Annotated in this window: 15 protein-coding genes and 4 tRNA genes; 4 read left to right on the forward strand and 15 right to left on the reverse strand. The window is 44.4% G+C overall.

What is annotated here, in order from left to right:
• Window positions 1-358: 358 nt before the first annotated feature.
• Together V7R42_RS01085 and topA are read right to left on the reverse strand one after the other, a co-directional pair.
• Entirely contained in the window at window positions 359-910 is a 552-nt protein-coding gene (locus tag V7R42_RS01085) for a DUF2058 domain-containing protein (protein WP_334018404.1), read from the reverse strand.
• A gap of 139 nt (window positions 911-1049) precedes the next feature.
• Window positions 1050-3704, reverse strand: coding sequence for a type I DNA topoisomerase (gene topA / locus V7R42_RS01090; protein ID WP_334018405.1), 2655 nt, complete (start codon window positions 3702-3704; stop codon window positions 1050-1052).
• Window positions 3705-4098: 394 nt separating this feature from the next.
• Between topA and astB the strand changes: the two genes are divergently transcribed.
• Window positions 4099-5439 carry an N-succinylarginine dihydrolase gene (gene astB / locus V7R42_RS01095; RefSeq protein WP_334018406.1) on the forward strand — a complete coding sequence of 447 codons (1341 nt, stop codon included), beginning with the start codon at window positions 4099-4101 and terminating at the stop codon, window positions 5437-5439.
• A gap of 73 nt (window positions 5440-5512) precedes the next feature.
• On the opposite strand, the gene V7R42_RS01100 is transcribed toward astB, so the two are convergent.
• The gene (locus V7R42_RS01100; RefSeq protein WP_334018407.1) at window positions 5513-7735 is read right to left on the reverse strand and encodes an Ig-like domain-containing protein; all 2223 of its coding nucleotides are present in this window, start codon (window positions 7733-7735) and stop codon (window positions 5513-5515) included.
• Window positions 7736-7849: 114 nt separating this feature from the next.
• Here V7R42_RS01100 and V7R42_RS01105 point away from each other — a divergent pair, with 114 nt between their 5' ends.
• Window positions 7850-9196, forward strand: a complete 1347-nt coding sequence (locus tag V7R42_RS01105; RefSeq protein ID WP_334018408.1) for a dicarboxylate/amino acid:cation symporter — start codon at window positions 7850-7852, stop codon at window positions 9194-9196.
• A 245-nt stretch (window positions 9197-9441) separates the two neighbouring features.
• Here V7R42_RS01105 and V7R42_RS01110 read toward each other — a convergent pair whose 3' ends face one another.
• From V7R42_RS01110 to dnaQ, 9 genes are all read right to left on the reverse strand, one after another.
• On the reverse strand, window positions 9442-10668 hold the full coding sequence (locus V7R42_RS01110; protein ID WP_334018409.1) for a lipoprotein-releasing ABC transporter permease subunit: 1227 nt from the start codon (window positions 10666-10668) through the stop codon (window positions 9442-9444).
• Window positions 10655-11365, reverse strand: coding sequence for a lipoprotein-releasing ABC transporter ATP-binding protein LolD (gene lolD / locus V7R42_RS01115; RefSeq protein ID WP_334018410.1), 711 nt, complete (start codon window positions 11363-11365; stop codon window positions 10655-10657). Before lolD ends, V7R42_RS01110 begins: the two co-directional genes overlap by 14 nt.
• Window positions 11366-11452: 87 nt before the next feature.
• Window positions 11453-13006 carry an EAL domain-containing protein gene (locus tag V7R42_RS01120; protein ID WP_334018411.1) on the reverse strand — a complete coding sequence of 518 codons (1554 nt, stop codon included), beginning with the start codon at window positions 13004-13006 and terminating at the stop codon, window positions 11453-11455.
• 284 nt (window positions 13007-13290) lie between these two features.
• Window positions 13291-13367 (reverse strand) — tRNA-Asp (locus V7R42_RS01125).
• A 31-nt stretch (window positions 13368-13398) separates the two neighbouring features.
• A tRNA-Asp gene (locus V7R42_RS01130) sits at window positions 13399-13475 on the reverse strand.
• Between the two features lie 30 nt (window positions 13476-13505).
• Window positions 13506-13582, reverse strand: a tRNA-Asp gene (locus tag V7R42_RS01135).
• A gap of 29 nt (window positions 13583-13611) precedes the next feature.
• Window positions 13612-13688, reverse strand: a tRNA-Asp gene (locus tag V7R42_RS01140).
• 221 nt (window positions 13689-13909) lie between these two features.
• Complete coding sequence (locus V7R42_RS01145; RefSeq protein WP_334018412.1) at window positions 13910-15394, reverse strand: TIGR03503 family protein; 1485 nt, start codon at window positions 15392-15394, stop codon at window positions 13910-13912.
• A gap of 54 nt (window positions 15395-15448) precedes the next feature.
• The gene (gene dnaQ / locus V7R42_RS01150) at window positions 15449-16168 is read right to left on the reverse strand and encodes a DNA polymerase III subunit epsilon (protein ID WP_334018413.1); all 720 of its coding nucleotides are present in this window, start codon (window positions 16166-16168) and stop codon (window positions 15449-15451) included.
• A 111-nt stretch (window positions 16169-16279) separates the two neighbouring features.
• Between dnaQ and rnhA the strand changes: the two genes are divergently transcribed.
• The gene (gene rnhA / locus V7R42_RS01155; RefSeq protein ID WP_334018414.1) at window positions 16280-16750 is read left to right on the forward strand and encodes a ribonuclease HI; all 471 of its coding nucleotides are present in this window, start codon (window positions 16280-16282) and stop codon (window positions 16748-16750) included.
• A 35-nt stretch (window positions 16751-16785) separates the two neighbouring features.
• Here rnhA and V7R42_RS01160 read toward each other — a convergent pair whose 3' ends face one another.
• Entirely contained in the window at window positions 16786-17763 is a 978-nt protein-coding gene (locus V7R42_RS01160; protein ID WP_334018415.1) for an NAD(P)H-quinone oxidoreductase, read from the reverse strand.
• 190 nt (window positions 17764-17953) lie between these two features.
• On the opposite strand from V7R42_RS01160, the gene V7R42_RS01165 reads away from it, so the two are divergent.
• Window positions 17954-19147, forward strand: a complete 1194-nt coding sequence (locus tag V7R42_RS01165; RefSeq protein ID WP_334018416.1) for a class I SAM-dependent rRNA methyltransferase — start codon at window positions 17954-17956, stop codon at window positions 19145-19147.
• Window positions 19148-19247: 100 nt separating this feature from the next.
• Here V7R42_RS01165 and V7R42_RS01170 read toward each other — a convergent pair whose 3' ends face one another.
• The gene (locus V7R42_RS01170) at window positions 19248-19505 is read right to left on the reverse strand and encodes a DUF2061 domain-containing protein (protein WP_334018417.1); all 258 of its coding nucleotides are present in this window, start codon (window positions 19503-19505) and stop codon (window positions 19248-19250) included.
• A gap of 268 nt (window positions 19506-19773) precedes the next feature.
• Window positions 19774-20076: a PilZ domain-containing protein gene (locus V7R42_RS01175; protein WP_118495239.1), complete on the reverse strand. Its 303-nt coding sequence runs from the start codon at window positions 20074-20076 to the stop codon at window positions 19774-19776.
• Window positions 20077-20277 lie beyond the last annotated feature (201 nt).

Below are 20277 nucleotides of genomic sequence, written 5' to 3' on the forward strand. Positions count from 1 at the left end.
CAGAAATCAGCTCACTTTTGCCTATACCAAGATGTTTTCACCTTCTGGTGCAAAACCTTGGCATCCGTGTTTATGTACTACCCACCAGAAGCCAAGCTTAATTTTTTAAATTGTAACGACGTAAATACAGCGTGTGTTGTATTATCTTGCACGAATTGGCGGCTTTAACAAAATACTGCGTCTCGCCTAATGCGACCCAAAAACGGAGCTTACAAATACCCGAAGTAAAGTTCCTTAGCCATGGTAGAGAACGTCTATCATTATTCTAGTAATGGCACACCTGATAAGTAAGCGTGCTAAGCATTTGTTTTACCAGAAGTTGGTAAGTAGCCGCAAAAAGGTAGAGAGTTCAAAATGACTACCAGGTTAAATCGTCTGGAATTTCGTAGTCAGCATACCAATCGTCCTCTTCTTCGTCTTTACCATCGGTACCACTTTTATCCAGATCAGCACGATAAATAACAGAAGCCTCGTCGCGCTGCGCGATTTTGTCAGCTACCGGCATTGGAACCAGTTCATAGGCATCATCTAACAGTACAATCGCTAGGCGACCTTTCGTCACCTGCTTGTGTATTTCTTCACTTACGTACATACGTTTTACGACGTTGTCGTGTGTAAAGTTAAGCAATGTTTCGCCGTTGCGAGGTTGCTTATTTACAGTAATAAGCTGCCTTATCTGCGCCACAATTGAGCGCTTTTCACGCTCTTGCTGTTGAAGCTGATTCAGTTCTCGTGAGCGGGCTTTTTTCTCTTCTGCCGCTTGTTGAGCAGCAATCGTCGCTTCATCGACAACAGGTTGTTTTTGCTTATTATTTTTCTTTTGTTTTTTGCGTTTATCCGCACGCGCTTGTTTTGCAGTTGCTTTATCGGCCAAACCGGCTTTAAGTAGTTGGTCTTGTAAGGAGGCCATAATTACTCTCTGTTTTTCTGAATCTATTGATACGCTTTGCAGACGTCTACCGTCTTTTAACTACGTAACAAGCCCGAGCAATGTCGGGCTTGTGAATTTCAATTAAAGGTCTATTTTACCTTCTTCCGATTTAAAGGCGTTACTTCTTCTTGGCTTTAGTTGCTGGCTTTTTAGCGGCCTGCTCCTGCCATTTGCCATTGTCGTACCACGCAGACCATCCTGTTGCTTTACCGTTGTCATTTTCAGACATCACGTATTGCTGTTTGGTCTTCCGGCTGTATCTGACTATTGCAGGATTACCATCAGGGTCTGTTTTTGGCGCATCAGCAAGATAATAGAATTTCGGCGAAATTCTGTCTCTAAAGCGAGCAAGCTCTTCCACTTTCGGTGCACGAGTTTCACGCGATTTCGGAAAGTTATGCGCTGCCAAGAAAATACCCGAAGCGCCGTCGCGCAACATAAAGTGAGCGTCCGACTTCTCACAAGGAAGCTCAGGTAAATCTACCGGGTCTTCTTTTGGTGGCGCCGCTTCGCCGTTTCTAAGAAGCTTACGGGTATTTTTACATTCTTCGTTGGTACAGCCGAAGTATTTACCGAATCGACCGTTTTTAAGCTCCATATCGCTACCGCATTTATCGCACTCGATAATGGGGCCGTCATAGCCTTTAATTTTGAATGTACCCGTTTCAACTAAAGTGCCATCACATGTTGGTGTATTACCGCACACATGAAGTTTACGGGTTTCGTCAACCAAATAGCTGTCCATGGCAGTGCCGCATTTGGGACAACGCTTTTTAGAGCGAAGCGCTTCTGTTTCAAGCTCTTCTTCATCGTCCACTTTCACGACTTCATCACCAGGCGTTAAATTCATGGTGTTCGTGCAGCGCTCTTTCGGCGGTAAATTATAACCTGAACAACCTAGAAATACGCCGGTTGACGCAGTTCTTACGTTCATTTCACGGCCGCATTTATCGCACTCAATACCGGCTGGTATTGCCTGATTAAGGCGCATACCGCCCTCTTCAGGATCTTTCTCAGCGTTTAACAATTTACCGTAGAAGCCGCTGTAAAAGTCATTGAGCACGTCTTTCCAGTCTTTTTTGCCTTCAGCAATATCATCAAGATGTTGCTCCATATTGGCAGTAAAGTCATAGCTCATCAAATCATCAAAATTTTCCATCAGGCGGTCGTTTACGATTTCACCCATTTTCTCGGCATAAAAACGCTTATTTTCTAAACGCACATAGCCGCGGTCTTGAATGGTTGAAATAATACTGGCGTAGGTTGACGGACGACCAATGCCGCGTTTTTCAAGCTCTTTTACCAAAGAAGCTTCATTAAATCGCGCGACAGGCTTAGTAAAGTGCTGCTTAGGATCAAGTGCTTTTAAGTCAAGCACATCGCCTTTTTGCACATCAGGCAACATAAGCTCTTCTTCGCCTTTCTTGCGCAACTGTGGCTGTACGCGTGTCCAACCGTCGAACTTAAGTACGCGGCCTTTTGCCGTCAGCTCGTAATCACCTGCCGCTACTTTGATGGTAGTTGCATCGTACTTAGCTGGTGTCATTTGACAGGCTACAAACTGGCGCCAAATAAGTTCATAAAGACGCTGTGCGTCGCGTTCCATATCACCTAAGTTCGCGGCACTAATGCTCACATTTGAAGGACGGATCGCTTCGTGCGCCTCTTGCGCGCCCTCTTTACTGCCGTAACGATTTGGCGAATCCGGTAGGTACTTATCGCCAAAATTATCTGAAATATACGCACGGGCACTGTCTAACGCTTCTTGGCTTAGATTGGTTGAATCCGTACGCATATAAGTGATGTAGCCTGCCTCGTAAAGACGCTGAGCCATCATCATGGTTTTCTTAACCCCAAAGCCCAATCGAGTACTTGCCGCTTGTTGCAGCGTAGAGGTAATAAACGGCGCTGAAGGACGACTTTGCGTAGGCTTAGACTCGCGGCTTTCTACCGTGTAGCTAGCCCCTTCTAAGTCAGCAAGTGCTTTATCTGTTTCTGCCTTATTTTTAGGCTTGAACGCGTTGCCTTGGTGCTTCGCCACCAACATGCGAAGTGCTGCTTTTTGCTGACTGGTTAAATCTGCATGTACGTCCCAAAACTCTTCAGGTACAAATGCTTTAATTTCTCGCTCACGCTCTACTACAAGCCTTACCGCTACCGATTGAACACGCCCCGCTGATAGGCCTCGAGCAATCTTTTTCCACAGAAGTGGTGATACCATGAACCCTACAACACGGTCTAGGAATCGGCGAGCTTGCTGTGCGTTGACGCGAGAGATATTTAACTCTCCCGGATCGGAGAATGCATCTTGAATCGCGTTTTTGGTAATTTCATTAAACACTACTCGCTGGTAGGTCTTATCTTTTTTACCGAGTAGTTCTTGTAAGTGCCATGCAATCGCTTCTCCTTCACGGTCCAAATCGGTCGCGAGATAGATAGTGTCTGCATCTTTGGCAAGCTTTTTAAGTTCGTTAACGACTTTTTCTTTACCTTGCAGCACTTGATAGTGTGCCTTCCAGTCTTTCTCTGGATCGACCCCCATTCTGTCTACAAGCTTCAAATATTCGTGACGGCGAAGATATTCTTGACGCGCTTCTTCGCTTAAAGTTTTGAGTTCTTTAGCCGGTTTTTTAGGCTCTACTTTACCTAATGCCTTCGTCGGAAGATCTCGCACGTGGCCAACCGAACTTTTTACGATAAAATTTTTACCAAGATATTTATTTATCGTTTTCGCTTTGGCTGGTGACTCGACTATGACCAGTGATTTTGCCATATAATTGAACTAAACCTATTGATTTTAAATGACTATTTACGTCAAATTCTGAAAATTGGAGCAACCTTGCACTATATATAGGATACCCGCTCTTTTTTAACATATATCTACAAAGTGAATGGAAAACAAGATCTTCTTCATACTTATTCTTTTCATTGCTTTAAACACACACAAAAACTGTATGATAATTGAGCAGCGCGATTGGCATTGGCTTTAAAAGCCGTATAATGCCAGCCATTCCAACTTAGCCTGATGACGAGTTCAGGTTTAAAGAAGTGCCTCGTTTGCCCTTTAGAAAAACGAAACCCCTGCCGCTGCTGTTCTTTTAATCGCAGTGAGTATGTAAAAGTAGCATATGGGGCCAAGCGCCAAAACTCCAAGAATGAGGGAAAGTATGAAGCAGTTTGAAGTAAACTTTGATGGTCTTGTTGGACCTACCCATAACTATGCCGGTTTGTCTTTTGGTAATGTTGCTTCATTGAACAATGCAAATGCGAAAAGTAGCCCTAAACAAGCGGCAAAGCAAGGTCTGGCAAAAGCCAAAGCGCTGGCCGACATGGGAATGGTTCAGGGAGTGTTAGCCCCACAAGAACGTCCTGACATCGCGGCACTACGCCGATTAGGCTTCACGGGCTCTGATGCTCGGGTGCTAGAAAGCGCTGCAAAGCAATCTCGCGCGATTTTCCTTGCATGTTGCTCTGCTAGTAGTATGTGGACCGCAAATGCCGCCACTGTGTCTCCTAGTGCCGATACCGCTGATGGTCGCATTCACTTTACCCCTGCAAACTTAACGAATAAGTTTCATCGTTCACTAGAGCCTGAGGTTACAGGCAACATTCTGCGCGGTACTTTCGCCAACGAAAAGCACTTTGCTCATCACCAACACCTGCCAGACAACGAACATTTTGGTGACGAAGGCGCAGCCAACCACACGCGACTTTGCAGTAATTATGGTCGGGCTGGCGTAGAGTTGTTTGTTTACGGTCGTCACGCATTTGATACTAGCAAACCAGCGCCGAAGAGATATCCGGCTCGCCAAACGCTTGAAGCATGCCAAGCCGTAGCGCGATTACATGGTCTAGACGACGATGGCGTGGTTTATATGCAACAAAACCCAGATGTTATCGACCAGGGTGTATTCCACAACGATGTGATCGCTGTTGGTAACCAAAACGTGTTGTTTTTCCATGAACAAGCGTTTTATCAAAAAGATGCGGGGTTCAAAGAGCTGCAAGCCAAATTTGGCAGTGAACCACTTCACTTTATTGAAGTGCCAACTGCCGAAGTGTCTGTTCAAGACGCAGTTAAAACGTACTTGTTTAATACCCAAATTATCACCCTTCCAAGCGGCGAAATGACCATCATCGCACCAACTGAGTGCCAGGAGAACGAAGCCGTTAAGCGTTATTTAGATAAGCTGGTAACACTGGGCACTCCCATTAAGTCGGTTAATTATTTTGATGTTAAACAAAGCATGCGTAATGGCGGTGGCCCGGCGTGTTTGCGTTTGCGCGTTGCGATGAACGACCAAGAGCTTGCCGCAGTTAATCAAAATACGTTAATTAACGACACACAGTTCGCACGCTTAAACGCTTGGGTTGATAAGCACTATCGCGATGAATTAGGTGAAGATGACTTGCGCGATCCGCAGTTATTAATTGAATCTCGTACTGCGCTTGATGAGCTTACGCAGATCCTTAAGATTGGGTCGGTTTATCCGTTCCAGCAGGCATAAGTTACTTTAGGGTTAAATACAAAGAGAAGCCGGCTATGTGCCGGCTTTCTAACGCTTAGTAATTAGCTCCATTTTACGGTGTAACAAGCGTACATTGATCGGTCACGCCAAACGGGTTGGCCGGCGGAGACGCACCTTCATTGGTAAGATCGTCAGCTGAAATGCTTAACGTATAGTTCATAGAAGCTCGAGCCTCGCTTCCCGTAGACTGCCCATAAACAGTAATAGCAGCATCATACCAAACCGCATAACTACTTGGATAACGGTACTCTAACTCTGCATAACCATTTTCATCGGTTTCAGCGTTGCCATTAGCAAATGTTATCGTTCCTACCAATCCTGGCGTAAGCATATCGTCGTCGTTAGTGTCTTCATCCGTTGGAATTTCGTCCAACATGCCATTATCATTCACATCTTCTGTTAAGCAGTTCTGATTTATTATCGCGACCCATTGCGACTCTTCGTCATCGAATCTCCAGAATCCTGTACGATATTCTCCATTATCAACATATTTTGTCGGTGCTACTGATGCAGTGAGACTCACACCGCTAACTGGCTGTCCAGCAGCGTCAGATACAAATACACCGAAACGTTTCAAATATGATGTAGAAGTCGGCTCTTCAAGTTCGTTACCCGTTCCCAAAGAGATATCAAATGCGCGAGCGCCTACCGTTAATGTAACTTGATCATCAATCGCTGAGTCATCAGCGACGAATGCAGTAATAACCACAGACTCCAGGGTAGAAACCGATCCAGAAGTAAAAACAGTTGTAGCTATGCCTTTGCTGTCTGTTGTTGCCTGAGACGGTGATACAAAACCGGTAGATACGTCAGATACACTGAAGTTTACCACGCTGTTTTTCACCAAGTTTCCGTCAACGTCGCGAACCACTGCACTAATTGTGCTGGTTTGCCCATCAGGGCCTAAAATATCGAGTGATGCGTCTGCAATAAGCGTATATGGCGTGGTAGCGACAAACTCTATCTGAGTTAGCGCCGAAACCAACACGTTACCGCTTCCATCTCTAGCTGTCGCTGTAATTGAAGAGATCCCTGCATTATCGGCACTGATATCGATACTTGCTCGCCCTTCTGCATCGGTCGCTACTGTAGCGTCACCTACCATTTCTCCTCGTGACGCACTAAAGGTTACATTTTGCCCTACTACTGGTGTGTTATTTTGACGCCATTGAACCGTTATGGTTTGATTCTGGCCTAACGGTACTTCTTCTGTAGGCAAGTTAATAAAATTAAATTCGTCTTGCTGAACTTGCACTGTAAAGCTTGTCTCAGCGTTAAGTGCTGCTGCAGTAATAGTATCTTCGCCGGAATTAGATGCTGTGTACGATACAGTGGCTTGCCCGTTAGCGCCCGTATTTACAGCTGTTGTATTCAATGTTCCGTTGACAGCACTTAGCACTACATTTTGGTTCAAGATTGATGTCCCATCTGAGTCTTGCACGCGAATGGTGTAGTTCACTGTGTCATTTAAAATAACTGATGACGAACCGTTTATCGTCACTTCGGTTCCAGCAATAGTTATGTCAACGGTTTGAGAGAGGCTCCCTGCACCTGCGGTAATGGTAATAGTGCGATTAGATTTATCGTTTCGAGATGTTAATATTGCGCGAGCAGTACCATCTGCCGCTGTTTCGGGCTGGGTCAACTGAAGCTCAACACCATCACCTGTCGCTGCGGAAAAGCTTACATCAACGCCTTCCATCAATACGCTCTGCTCATTTTTGACCAATGCGATAAGCTCGATATCATCAGTGCCGCTTGAGGCCAATTGAATACTATTAGCAAAAAGCTCAAGCGATGCAGGCTCTTCACTCACCGTGGAGCTGCCTTCAGAGCTAAAGGTTGTCGAGTCTTTCTCGCCAGTTGGCAATGTAGCCGTTACCTCACCATCTCCTGATGCGCTTCCCACCGACAGTCCTATGGTTGCAACCCCGTCAGCATTGGTTAATGCCGTTGCAGTGTCGTTTGAGAAGGTGGCAAGTTCATCGTTACTCAATGTAAAGGAAAGCAAAAGGTCAGCTTGAGGCTCACCCTGTGAATTAGTTACTGTCGCTATTGCTGTTAAGGCATTGCTAGAAGAAAGGTTGTTATCCCCCACGCCACTTTCATTTTCTAATGCCAAAGCGATCGTATAGGTTGGTGTGGTTGTACCGCCGTCTCCGTCTCCGCCACCGTTATCCGTGTTATCTCGAGAGACTGAAGAGCCGCCCCCACCACATGCTGTTAGCATAAATATTGCGCTAATTAGGCTTAGCGCTTTCGCTAATGTCGACATAATTCGTTCCTGAACCTCTTTTATTGACAATTGCGTCGTTTTTTATGTTTAAAAATCAACTGAATCTGGCACACTACGGGAGATTAAAAATATAAAAATGCACAGGGAACATTAATGTCTTCATCTGCACATAAATATAGTTTAACCGCCCGAATCTTTATCGGCATGGCTGCCGGTATCTTGACTGGTGTCTTTCTCCAATTATTGTTTGATGATAGCGGAGATTTTACTTTTTCGATATTCGGTTTAGAGTTCTCAACGTATAACATTCTTGTCGAAGGTATATTTTCCACTCTCGGCCAAATTTTTATCGCTAGCTTAAAAATGCTAGTGGTTCCCCTTGTTTTTGTTTCCCTTATTTGCGGAACCAGCACATTGTCTGACCCAAGCAAGTTGGGAAGGCTGGGCGCAAAGTCAGTGGGATTATATGTTGTCACAACCGCAATAGCCATAACACTAGCCATGAGTATGGCTTTAGTTGTATCGCCGGGTGAAGGGCTAAATTTAACCACGGAAACCACGTTCCAAGCGAAAGAGGCCCCTAGCCTCTCAGACGTTATCGTTAACATGTTTCCTAGCAATCCAATTAACTCAATGGCGCAGGGTAACATGCTTCAAATTATTGTTTTTGCTGTACTATTTGGTATAGCAATGGCAATGACCGGTGATGCTGGAAAGCGTCTCACCGCTATTTTTGAAGATATCAATACGGTCATCATGAGGCTTGTTACTATTATTATGAACTTGGCGCCATATGGTGTTTACGTGTTGATGGCAAAACTCTTCTCTACGATTGGTGGCGAGACTATACTGAGCCTAGCTAAATATTTCTTCTTGGTATTTGGTGTGTTAATTCTTCACGGCCTAGTAACCTATTCCGTACTGCTAAAATTACTATCGGGGTTAAACCCCGTTGTCTTGATGAAGAAAATGCGTGACGCGGCGCTATTTGCCTTTAGTACATCGAGCAGCAGCGCAACGTTGCCTGTCACAATGGAGACGGCGAAAAACAAACTCGGCGTAGATAACTCAGTATCATCATTTACCTTGCCTCTAGGCGCAACAATTAACATGGACGGTACCGCTATTATGCAAGGCGTAGCGACGGTATTCATCGCTCAGGTTTACGCTGTTGATTTAAGCCTTGGTGACTACATGATGGTCGTTCTCACCGCTACTCTAGCTTCCATTGGAACCGCTGGAGTTCCAGGCGTCGGCCTTATTATGCTGGCAATGGTGCTTCAGCAAGTCAATTTACCAGTTGAAGGCATCGCGCTTATTATCGGTGTAGACAGATTACTGGATATGACACGTACAGCGGTTAATATTACGGGCGACTGTATGGTGTCGTGCATTGTTGCTAAGAGCGAGGGCGTATTGGATGAGAATGTCTATAACGACCCGAAAGCAGGTTTGAAACAAGAAGATGTAGATTTCGAACACTTTGAGAAAAATGAATAGCGATTGTTTGATGCCCGTCTAGCTCAATACGAACAAAGGTACAGCATTTAGGGTAATCAAGGCCAGCATCACTGCTGGCCTTGTTTGTTTTAATATGTACATATCCATCGTCGAAGGCGTGGACGAACGTATAATTTATAGTCACGCGATACATTGCTTGTATCAGCTAACCTTTTAGCTCTTCATTTCCTTTGAGCCGTAAAACCTGAGCGAGTTGTCAAAGCGCCTATTATTTATTTTTTTCACTAATGAAGCGCTGAAGAAGGTGACACTTTTACGGCTTTTTGCGCCGGATATAAAGTAGCCCCAACGCTTAAGAGCATGGCGACAACAACCGTAACCACCACATCCTGCCAATGTAAGCTTGAAGGTAGAAAGTCGATAAAATAAATATCTCCGGACATAATTTCTAGGCCTAGCGCTGTTTCGATAAAAAGTACAATATTGGATATATTCGGAGCAACTATTAAGGCTAGCGCGACACCAACCACAATGCCGGTAAACCCGTTTATAACTCCTTGCAATACAAAGGCCCTGCGTATTAAACGGTCTGTTGCCCCCATTGTTTTTAATATCGCAATAGCAGCCTGTTTATCTCTTACGGCCATAACTAACGATGATACTATGTTAAAACACGCTACGGCGATAACAAGCGTAAGTGCAATATATACTACTGCCCTAACCAGCTGAATGTCGTTGTACAGGTGTCCTTGAGTACGTGTCCAATCAGACATATAAACGGCTTGAGGGTAACTATAACCAATATCCCGCATCGTGTCGTAAGCGGAAAAAGGGTCGTTAAGGGTAAACTGAATACCTTGTGCTTTAGATGTGATGCCGATAGATTCTGATGCAGTCTTTAAATGCATCAGCCCAAGTTGATTATCCAATTCTCCACCAATAGACAAAATTCCTGAGATAGTTAATGTGATAGAACGAGGCGCTTTAAAGGTAAGATCATGGGTAGTTTGAGGAATTAATAATTGCACGGTGTCGCCAATGGCTAGGCCCATCGACGACATAATCCCCTTGCCTACAATGAGACCATTGTTCTGCACTGAAAAACGTTCCCAATCCTGTGGAGCCACTCTTTCGGCATATTTGTCGGCGACTTTATCCACCGGTATACCGGTTACATTAATCGCTTTTAACGCTCCTTTTGATTGCAGCATACCCGTTAATCCAGTGTAAGGCGTCACGGATGCGATACGACTATCCTGTGAGAAACGGTATAGCTGGGCATCTAGATTATCGATTCCACTTTCGCTTTTGCTGTAAAGCTCACCATGGGGTACCACGCTTAAAATACGACTCGTCAGCTCTTTTTCAAAACCGTTCATAACACTTAACAGTACGATAAGTACAAAACAGCCCAACCCAATACCAATAGTAGAAGACATAGAGATGAAGGAAATAAAGCGCTGTTCAGAACGTGTCTTTCTAAACCGCTTAGCCAGTTCAAGCGCGAGCATTTTGATCCTCCACAGACATTGCCTCGCTGGCTAACCTGCCATCTTTGATTTTCAATACCCTGTCCATTTTACCGGCTAATGAAATATCGTGAGTGACGACCACAAAGGCTGTGCCTTTTTTCTCACTTAAATTTGTTAACAGCTTATAAATTTGCTCGCCAGTGGTATCGTCTAGATTCCCTGTAGGTTCGTCCGCAAGCACTACCGAAGGCTCAGTAACTAACGCACGAGCTATTGCCACACGCTGACGCTCGCCACCTGACATCGTTGAAGGTAAATGATCCACTCGATGGGAAAGCCCAACTTCATCTAACATTACCTGAGCTTTAGCATGCGCTACTTTTGGCGGCAATCCTCTTATTCTCAGCGGCATGGCTACGTTTTCTAAAGCTGTGAATTCCCCAAGTAGGTGGTGAAACTGATAAATAAAGCCCATTTCGTCATTACGAAGTTTAGCTAACGCATTACCACTTAGTTTACCCAATGATTTACCATTGAATTCAACGTCGCCGCTAGAAGGTTTATCCAACCCCCCAAGAATATGTAAAAGCGTACTTTTACCCGAGCCGGAGCTTCCTAAAATAGCAACGTGTTCGCCAGCTTTTATTGCAAGAGAGACATCGTGTAAAACGGGGGTAGCATTACTGCCATCTTGATAAGTTTTATTAATATTGCGGCAAATTAGCACGTCGTGCATGCGAGTATTCTTCTATATTTTCCAAGCGGTGAATGGTAGCGTTAAACACTACCAACACCAACAGAAAAATAACAGCGCTATAACGCGTTATTGTGTATCTTGAACGCTTTTAGCAAGTGCATCTACAGACTGAGGCTTGCCAAACAGCCAACCTTGACCAAAACCAATCGTTAACCCTTTCAGCTCCTTACATTGATCAATATTTTCAACGCCTTCTGCAATTAGGTCTACATTTAGCCCTTTGGCAATGTTTACAATATGAGGAATTAGCGAAGAACGGATGCTATTATCTTCCATATCCATGACGAAGCTGCGATCAATTTTAAGGTAGTCACAATTTAGTGTTTTAAGCTGACTTAAATTTGAGTAGCCAACGCCAAAATCGTCAATAGCGAACAAAAAGCCCTTACCTTTTAAATATTTAATATGCTTTATAGCACTGTGAGTAGCGATTTTCTCATCTTCGGTGATTTCAAGAACTAACGTAAAATTCTTCACGTTCATGTTAAGAACGAAGTCTAGGTCTAAAAAGCCTTCATGGGTAAAATCAGACGGGAAGAGATTAAAAGAGACCTTAAAACCTTCAGGGATCTCAGGGTTTTCATTCAGCTCTCTCATGGCGCGTTTTATCATATTAACCGTAAACTCCCAAGTCATATCCTGCTCTTTAACCTGAGGAATAAACTCGTCAGGATAAATCGGGCCAAATTCATCCTCAAAACGACTTAACACTTCGCACCCTATGACCTTCCCCGACGCCAAGTTCACAAAAGGTTGATACAGGCAGTAGAAATTATGTTCTCGTAGCCCTTTGCTGACGCGAGATTCAAGGGAACGTCGTCGCCTTAAATAATTAAAAGTAAGCATGTGCGTCAAAGCTGCTGTCATTAACATGGCAAACACAAACAATACTAGCTTACCCATGTGCATATCCAAAACACGTCCATGATCTGACTGCACTTTTAAACACGTATGATTATAGCGTTCGTCGCACTGTATAAATTGCAAGGAAAAGTAACCCGCGCGGGCGGCCATGTCATCTTGGCTTAGGGTAGCGCCGACAAGGCTGGGGTTGCCTGCCATATGATAAAACTGATCGCCATTATAAAAAAGCTGCCAATCTTGTGTATAGCTGTAGCCTATGACGCTATCCATGTCCAACACCGCGTTGTATCGCCCGCGTTTCACTATGGTACCGGTAGCTTGTTTATCAAAAAGCTGAAGCGGTGTGTTTATCCAAAATGCATCACCAAGTTGCGTATAAAAATCAGGCTTAGCTTCTTTAACAGGCTCATTAAGCATCCCCAAATAAGTACTGCATAAGAGCTCGTTATTTTGATAAAAACCAATCTCTTTCACGAACCGAGAACGAAACAGGGTTTTTCGCATTTCTACCAAGTTATTCATTTCGCAAGTTTGATAAGGCAGTGCATTAAGATAGTCGAGAGTAATTTCTGCATCTCTGAATACCATGCGCACATTGTCCAGTATTTCAGAAGCGCGGCTTTCCTCTTGTTCTCGAACGAAAACGAACATAACGATAGCAAGTAACAACGTTACGCCAACGACGCTTAGCAATGACACCCCAGTTGCTTTTAAGTTATCAGCCAGAAAGTACTGTTTTTGGTCGCTTTTATTCATAATTTCCGTTGCACATTAGCGTAAACGAACTAACTCTAGTACAAATTAGAAAAAAGGCACTACAACTTTAGGCCAAGCTACTGTTTAATATTTACTTTTTCTTAGCGAGAGACGATAAATTGAGGAAAAGCTGTGCTTTTTACTTCACATTGCACAATAGCTAAATGAACGGGTGTATTTAATGACCATCTGACAATCAGAACTAAAATTGAAGACGAAAACAATGAGTTTTGCGAGATTTTCCCCTTAAAGGGGATTACATGAGAAGAAAAGCTTAGTATTAATGGCGGAGCGGACGGGACTCGAACCCGCGACCCCCGGCGTGACAGGCCGGTATTCTAACCAACTGAACTACCGCTCCGCATAATGGGAAGCGCGCATAATTCGATTAATGGCGGAGCGGACGGGACTCGAACCCGCGACCCCCGGCGTGACAGGCCGGTATTCTAACCAACTGAACTACCGCTCCACATAATCAAGATTGCGCTGTATAACTAAATGGCGGAGCGGACGGGACTCGAACCCGCGACCCCCGGCGTGACAGGCCGGTATTCTAACCAACTGAACTACCGCTCCGAAGACATTTAATTATACCATTGAAAGAGTGGCGGAGCGGACGGGACTCGAACCCGCGACCCCCGGCGTGACAGGCCGGTATTCTAACCAACTGAACTACCGCTCCACATCTTCAATGTTATCAGTAAGTTGACTTGGCTGTTGTTGCCCTGTCCCCTGACTGCGGCGCAGATAATACGTATTCCCCTATGTGGAGTCAACGCTTTTTATTAATAAAATTGTCATCTGCGGTTTGTTTGCCTGTTAAATAGGCATAATGTCGAAATAAAATTCAAAGTGAGCAAATTAACAACGGCCTAACCATTACTGTGAATCGCCTGACTAACCTTATTCTGATTTCTCGCGCTTTTTAAATATTCCCAGCAGTTTTTTAAATCCTTTAGGTTCAGACTCCATAGTAAGCTCGGAATCGGTAGTTTGTCCCGACGATTTAACAGTGCTATTTACTTGCTTAGGTGCTGAGGCCCTTTTACGCGTAATAATAATTACTACAGCAGCGATTATCCCAATGATCACAATCGATCCATTTACAGCTACCAGAATTAGCGTAAGCGTCCCATTATCGATTTCATCTTCCAACATATCTGGCTGCAAATTGTCCGGTGTTAATTCTGGTGAGTTCATTAAAGGGCTAGTACCTTCAGCGTTAACATCATTACCAGTGACGAACTCGTCTTCAACCTCAGCCTCGGCTGGTGCCTCTGCAACAAAACTATATTCAGGAACGTCTAGTATAAAATCCCGTCCGTCCATAGTCGTGCCGTAAGCAGTCAATTTTACCCTAAATATTCCTTCTTCGTAGGCGATGATTAAGTGCTCTCGAGGCTCGCTCCCCCCTTCGGTTAGCGAGAAGTTCTGTATATCGGCATTAGGAAACTTCACTTTACCGTCTACTAGCAACGACTCGATGTCGACCAACTCGCGGTCTACATCAATGAAAATTTTGTGGTAACCCTCACCTCCACCATCCATTTCAACGTCGACAGTCACTGGGTTTTTATGCAAGACGACAAGTTCACCTATTTGCTCTCGGGTGTACATCGGCGTGTTCACACGAAAAATAGGCTTCCATTCACCAGCCGGTACTTTTAAGTTAAATTGACCGGTAAAAACACCATCTCCCGGTCGCTCATCCATCCCACGTCCATCGTCTTTAAATGTCGCTATACGCTGGTCATTTGACCCAAAATTGCCGTAGTTGGGGTTATTAGTACTTTTAAACTCAATCTCTAAATCCACTACATCCCTAAATTGCTTATTCTCTACAGGCTGACCGTTGTTGGTTAAGTAAGCTGTAGATTTAAGTATCTCTCCGGCAAACAGCATATTCGGCAACGGCTCAGCATGAAGTTCAACATTGGATAAAACCATCACCCGACTTTGCGGTAACACTTGGCCTACAGCTTGCCAAGGCCCGGGGACAGGCTCTTTAATAGTGATCATGTCAAAGGTATCGGCGTCATACCATTGTACTTTCTCTTCATCGATGCGCCCTTGAAACAACTTTGAACCATCGGGTCTAACAAGCACTACGGGAGCTGAACCGTACTCTCTGAAAAAAACCATGGTGATTTCTTTGACGTTATAATCGACGCGAAATCGGTTTTGTAAGAGTTTAATTGAATTTGTGTAGCTATCGCCTAAGTCGGTAAGCGGTGAGGTATCGACATTTTGATTATTTAATTGAGGGTTTTGTACGGCGCTATCTGCGAGATGCCTGGCAGCGTCGCGCTCATCTTCTTGCGACTGGGCACCAGCGCTCAAGTGTATCAACAATGATAAAAAAACTACCCAATAAAACCACACTCTCACGCTACGCTGCTCCTGCACTGTTTGGCTTTTTTATTTCTATTAAAAGCTGTTTAGCTAAGACACCTCTTCGGATTGAGGACGCCATAAGCATTTGCCTCCCGCCTTTTCAACAATATCCAAGCGAGCCTCATGCTGTGATAATTCATCGGCGGTGGCATTAATAACCTTTAATTTATTTGCTTTGCGTTCAACTCTACGAATAGCTGTAGAATCGGCGTCGCTGCTTCCAGAAGACGCAAGTTTGAGCTTGGTTTGCCCTCCGGTCATCAACAGGTAAACATCTGCCAGAATTTCCGCATCTAGCAAAGCGCCGTGGAGGGTACGATGACTATTGTCTATACCATAGCGCTTACACAATGCATCGAGGTTGTTTTTCTGACCTGGGTGCATTTGCCGAGCAAGGGTAAGCGTATCGAGAACATCACATATCTGGTTGGTAATGACACCTTTGGTGGAAGCCTCCATACCAAATTCGTGATCCATAAAACCGACGTCGAAAGGCGCATTGTGTATAACCAACTGCGCCCCTTTGATAAAACTTACAAACTCCTGAGCCACTTGAGAAAAGGTAGGCTTATCGGCAAGAAATTCATTAGTTATACCGTGAACTTCAATTGCCTCTTGTTCAATGTGACGGCCTGGGTTGATGTAAACGTGAAAGTGATTTCCCGTCAAACGGCGGTTAACAACTTCAACACACCCTATTTCGATAATGCGGTGGCCTTCTTTGGGGTCAATACCTGTGGTTTCAGTATCGAGAACAATTTGGCGCATGGAACCTCTACTATAATTACACTTTCATTTTTTGATAGTATATCAACCCCTTCGCATTCCGCTAAGGGAAAAGACAAGATAAATTACGTTAGTTAAATTAAAGGAAATGCTGTGGCTCAGAAGACCATTCACATATACACCGACGGCTCGTGCCTGGGAAATCCTGGACCGGGTGGGTATGGTGCTGTACTAATTTACAAGCAGCATAGAAAAGAGTTGAGCGATGGCTTTGCCCACACGACGAATAACCGCATGGAACTATTAGCCCCTATCGAAGCGCTTAATAGCTTGAACGAACCGTGCAATGTTGAACTAACCACCGATAGTCAGTACGTAAAAAACGGTATAAATCAGTGGATCCACAACTGGCGAAAAAATGGCTGGCGCACGGCCGATAAAAAACCGGTAAAAAACGCAGATTTGTGGAAACGATTAGACGAAGCGGTAAAAAAGCACAAAGTAAACTGGCATTGGGTGAAGGGCCATTCGGGGCACCCTGAAAACGAACGCTGTGACGATCTTGCTCGCGGCGCGGCAGAAGCAAATCCAACGAAACCTGACGAAGGCTTCGTTGGCAATTAGATCAGCTTACTGCAAAGCGCTTTTATCAAAAGCGGCTACCACGAGATCACTAGCTTACCCTGTGTGTCGTTGTTTTCTAGACGCACGTGGGGCTTGCTGATATCTTCAATGCTATAATGAGTATCGATATTCCCCTTAAGCTCTTTATTCTCAAAAGCAGGCAAACATACGGTAGTAAAGTCACGAATTAAATCCGCTTTGTACGCGTCGCTTCGACTTCTAAGGGTCGTGCCAATAATAGACGCCCTTTTACCTAACAGCAAAGCCATATCGAGGTTATCAGCATACCTCCCTGCCAGCATGGCTAAATAAACCACTTTTCCGTCTTGCTTTAATACTTTAAGGTTTCGGTTAAGGTAGTCGCCACCTACCATATCAAGCACCATATCAACCCCTTCAGGCCATACTTTTTTAAGCACATCATCAAACTGTTGTTGCTTATAGTTGATAAGGTGTTCTGCGCCATTGTCTTCACACAACGAAAGCTTCTCTGGGCTTGAAGCCGTTACCGCACTATGCACACCCCAATAGCGACAAAGTTGTGTGGCAGCCAGCCCTACGCCACTTGCACCGCCGTGAATTAATGCTCGTTCAGCCGGTTTTATATGCGCGATTGTACGTAAGCACTGAAAAGCAGTAAGAAATACTTCGGCCAAACCCGCAGCTTCAAAAAACGGCATGCCTTTTGGGATGAGCATTAAGTGCGCTGGATTAACAATGACTTCAGTGGCATAGCCGCCACCTGCAACCAAACCAAATACCCTATCACCTTCTTTGAATGCACTGACATCACTGGCAACCTCTGATATCACCCCAGCGACCTCTAACCCAAGAATATTGCTCTCCCCTGGTGGAGGTGGATAGCTTCCCTGACGCTGTAATGTATCTGCACGATTCACTCCAAATACTTTTACATCAACCTTCACTGTCCCTGATGCTAACGATAGCCCTTCACATTCTTTTACAATGAGTTCGCTCGGACTGCATCCTTTTTCAAAATCGACATATTGCATAATTACATCCAACCCTAGTGTTAAATCTTAATCCTAATTTGTCTACGTACTTTTATATCAATCAGTTTGGGATTCTTTTGTGTTTATTAACACAGAACTTATGAAATTGCGTATAATCGCGGCCATTATCGTAAGCGAGCAAATCCGCTTAACACAGTTCCACATTTATTGAATTAGTACGAGAGCCCTCATGTCAGCACAGGTCATATTACAGCCATCCAGAGACAAATCACTTCGCCGCAAACACCCTTGGGTATTTGAAAGCGCCGTAGCTGAGCTAAAGGGCCGTGCGCGGGTTGGCGATACGGTAGAGGTATTTGACTCTGAGGGCGACTGGTTAGGACGAGGCGCTTACTCTCCAAACTCAAAAATTCGCGTTCGTATGTGGACATTTAAAAAAGATGAAAGCATCGATAATGGCTTTTTCCTGCGCCGGCTAGAAACTGCACTAGCGCTGCGTAAGCGCCTGTTTGACCCAAGCAAAACAAATGCGTTTCGCTGGATAGCGTCTGAAAGTGATGGCCTTCCCGGCATTACTATAGACCTATACGACAACGTTGCGGTACTTCAGCTTTTAAGCGCAGGCGGTGAAAAACACAGAGACAAGATTGTATGGGCGATTACTAAGCTTATGCCTAATGTACACATATACGAGCGAAGTGACGTAGACGTACGCAAGAAAGAGGGTTTAGAGCCAGTAACAGGCGTGCTTCACGGTGAGCCACCCACGCAAGTAACGGTGAAAGAAAACGGCATTAACATCGTTGTCGATATAGAGAACGGTCATAAAACCGGTTTTTATTTGGATCAGCGAGACAGCCGCGCAGCTGCGGCACACTATGCTAAAGATGCCGACGTACTTAACTGTTTCAGCTATACCGGTACATTTTCTTGCTACGCACTTGCTGGCGGTGCTAAGTCTGTGACTAACGTAGATGTATCTCAGCCTGCGCTAGATTTGGCCAAACATCATGTTGCCATTAATGATTTAGACGAAAACAAAGCCAACTACGTGAATCAAGATGTATTCAAAGCGCTAAGGGAGTATCACGAACAGGGCAAACAGTTTGATATGGTGATACTCGACCCGCCAAAGTTTGTAGATAGTAAAGCGACGCTGAATCGCGCCGCACGTGGCTATAAAGACATCAATATGTATGGTATTCATGCTGTTAAGTCTGGCGGGCTACTGCTTACTTTTAGCTGCTCTGGCCTTATGCCCGCCGATTTATTCCAGAAAGTTGTGGCTGATGCAGCACTTGATGCAGGTCGCACCATTAAGATTATCGCAAGACTTAATCAAGCCTCAGACCACCCTATCATTGGTAGCTACCCAGAAGGCTATTATTTGAAAGGGTTAGTTTGTGAAGTTACCGATGACTAATTAAAAAAAGCGCCCTGATTATTACATATGATAATCAGGGCGCTTAACGTGTTTCTATTGTGACGCTCCATATCTAAAACGTCGAACCGACTTAATTTTTTTATGAAGCAAAGGTAACATTATTACTCGAGAAACTGCTCGATAAATGTTGCGAATGCTCATTTGTCTCTGTTTGCGCTGCGTTTTCTTTGCTTTCAACATTTTTCCACACCATCTCGTGAAAATAAAACGCCACGGTGTTGATGGCAGGCTCAACCAGTGCCACCGCACCGCCAACCACCAGACTCCCCGTAAGCAGGTAGGCAACCGTAAAGGCTACTGAAAAGTGCATTACTGCAAAAGTAATCGTCTTTTTCATAATCAACTCTCTCTCAAAAAATAAAATCAGTTTGCTTGCGCATTAATGAGAATTATTATCAATGAAGGACGCGATAGAAAATTAAAAAATATGAACGGCTTATTCGATTTTATGAATGACAATAGTAAGGAAAGGGGGTTAATACCGGTAAACTGTCGAAGGGTCACTATATCAAAATAGAACTAATTGAGTGTACTGCGCGAGCCGCTCTGTAATTAGCCACAGTATAAGGCGAAGGAATGGCTTCGCCTAAACATAATGGAAGGGTTTATTTCATCTGTGAAATTTCAACCCCAATAATGCAGCTTGAATCAGATTCAGGTTCACACCGTACCACAGTAGCTAGCGCTGCAAGAGAAGGGATCTGTGAGCTAGATGATTCTATTGCAACACTGACCTGCGTGCCTACTTCAATTGATGGCTCATCAACTTCAAGCGACATTCCCGTTGCGCTAATATCTTTACACATTGCCTGCATGGTGCGGCTCGACTCATCATCAGTAATTTGCAACTGACAGGGGGAATTTACCATCATCCTGAAAAAATTTCGTTTATCGTCGTATCCCAACATGTCTACTTCTCCTGATTTTTAGCACTACGCTGACGACTTCTTCTGTTGTTATAGGACCATGCCGATAACTTGTCAATCTAACGGTTTAATATTTAACTAACAATCCACAAAAATGTACTTTGGTCTAATCCCAGCTATCTTAACAACTTAAAAATATAACAAACCTACTTCTTTCAAGCCCTTTTAATTCGTATAAAAATC

It is taken from the genome of Alteromonas sp. S015 (assembly GCF_036864485.1).
Lineage (GTDB): Bacteria > Pseudomonadota > Gammaproteobacteria > Enterobacterales > Alteromonadaceae > Alteromonas.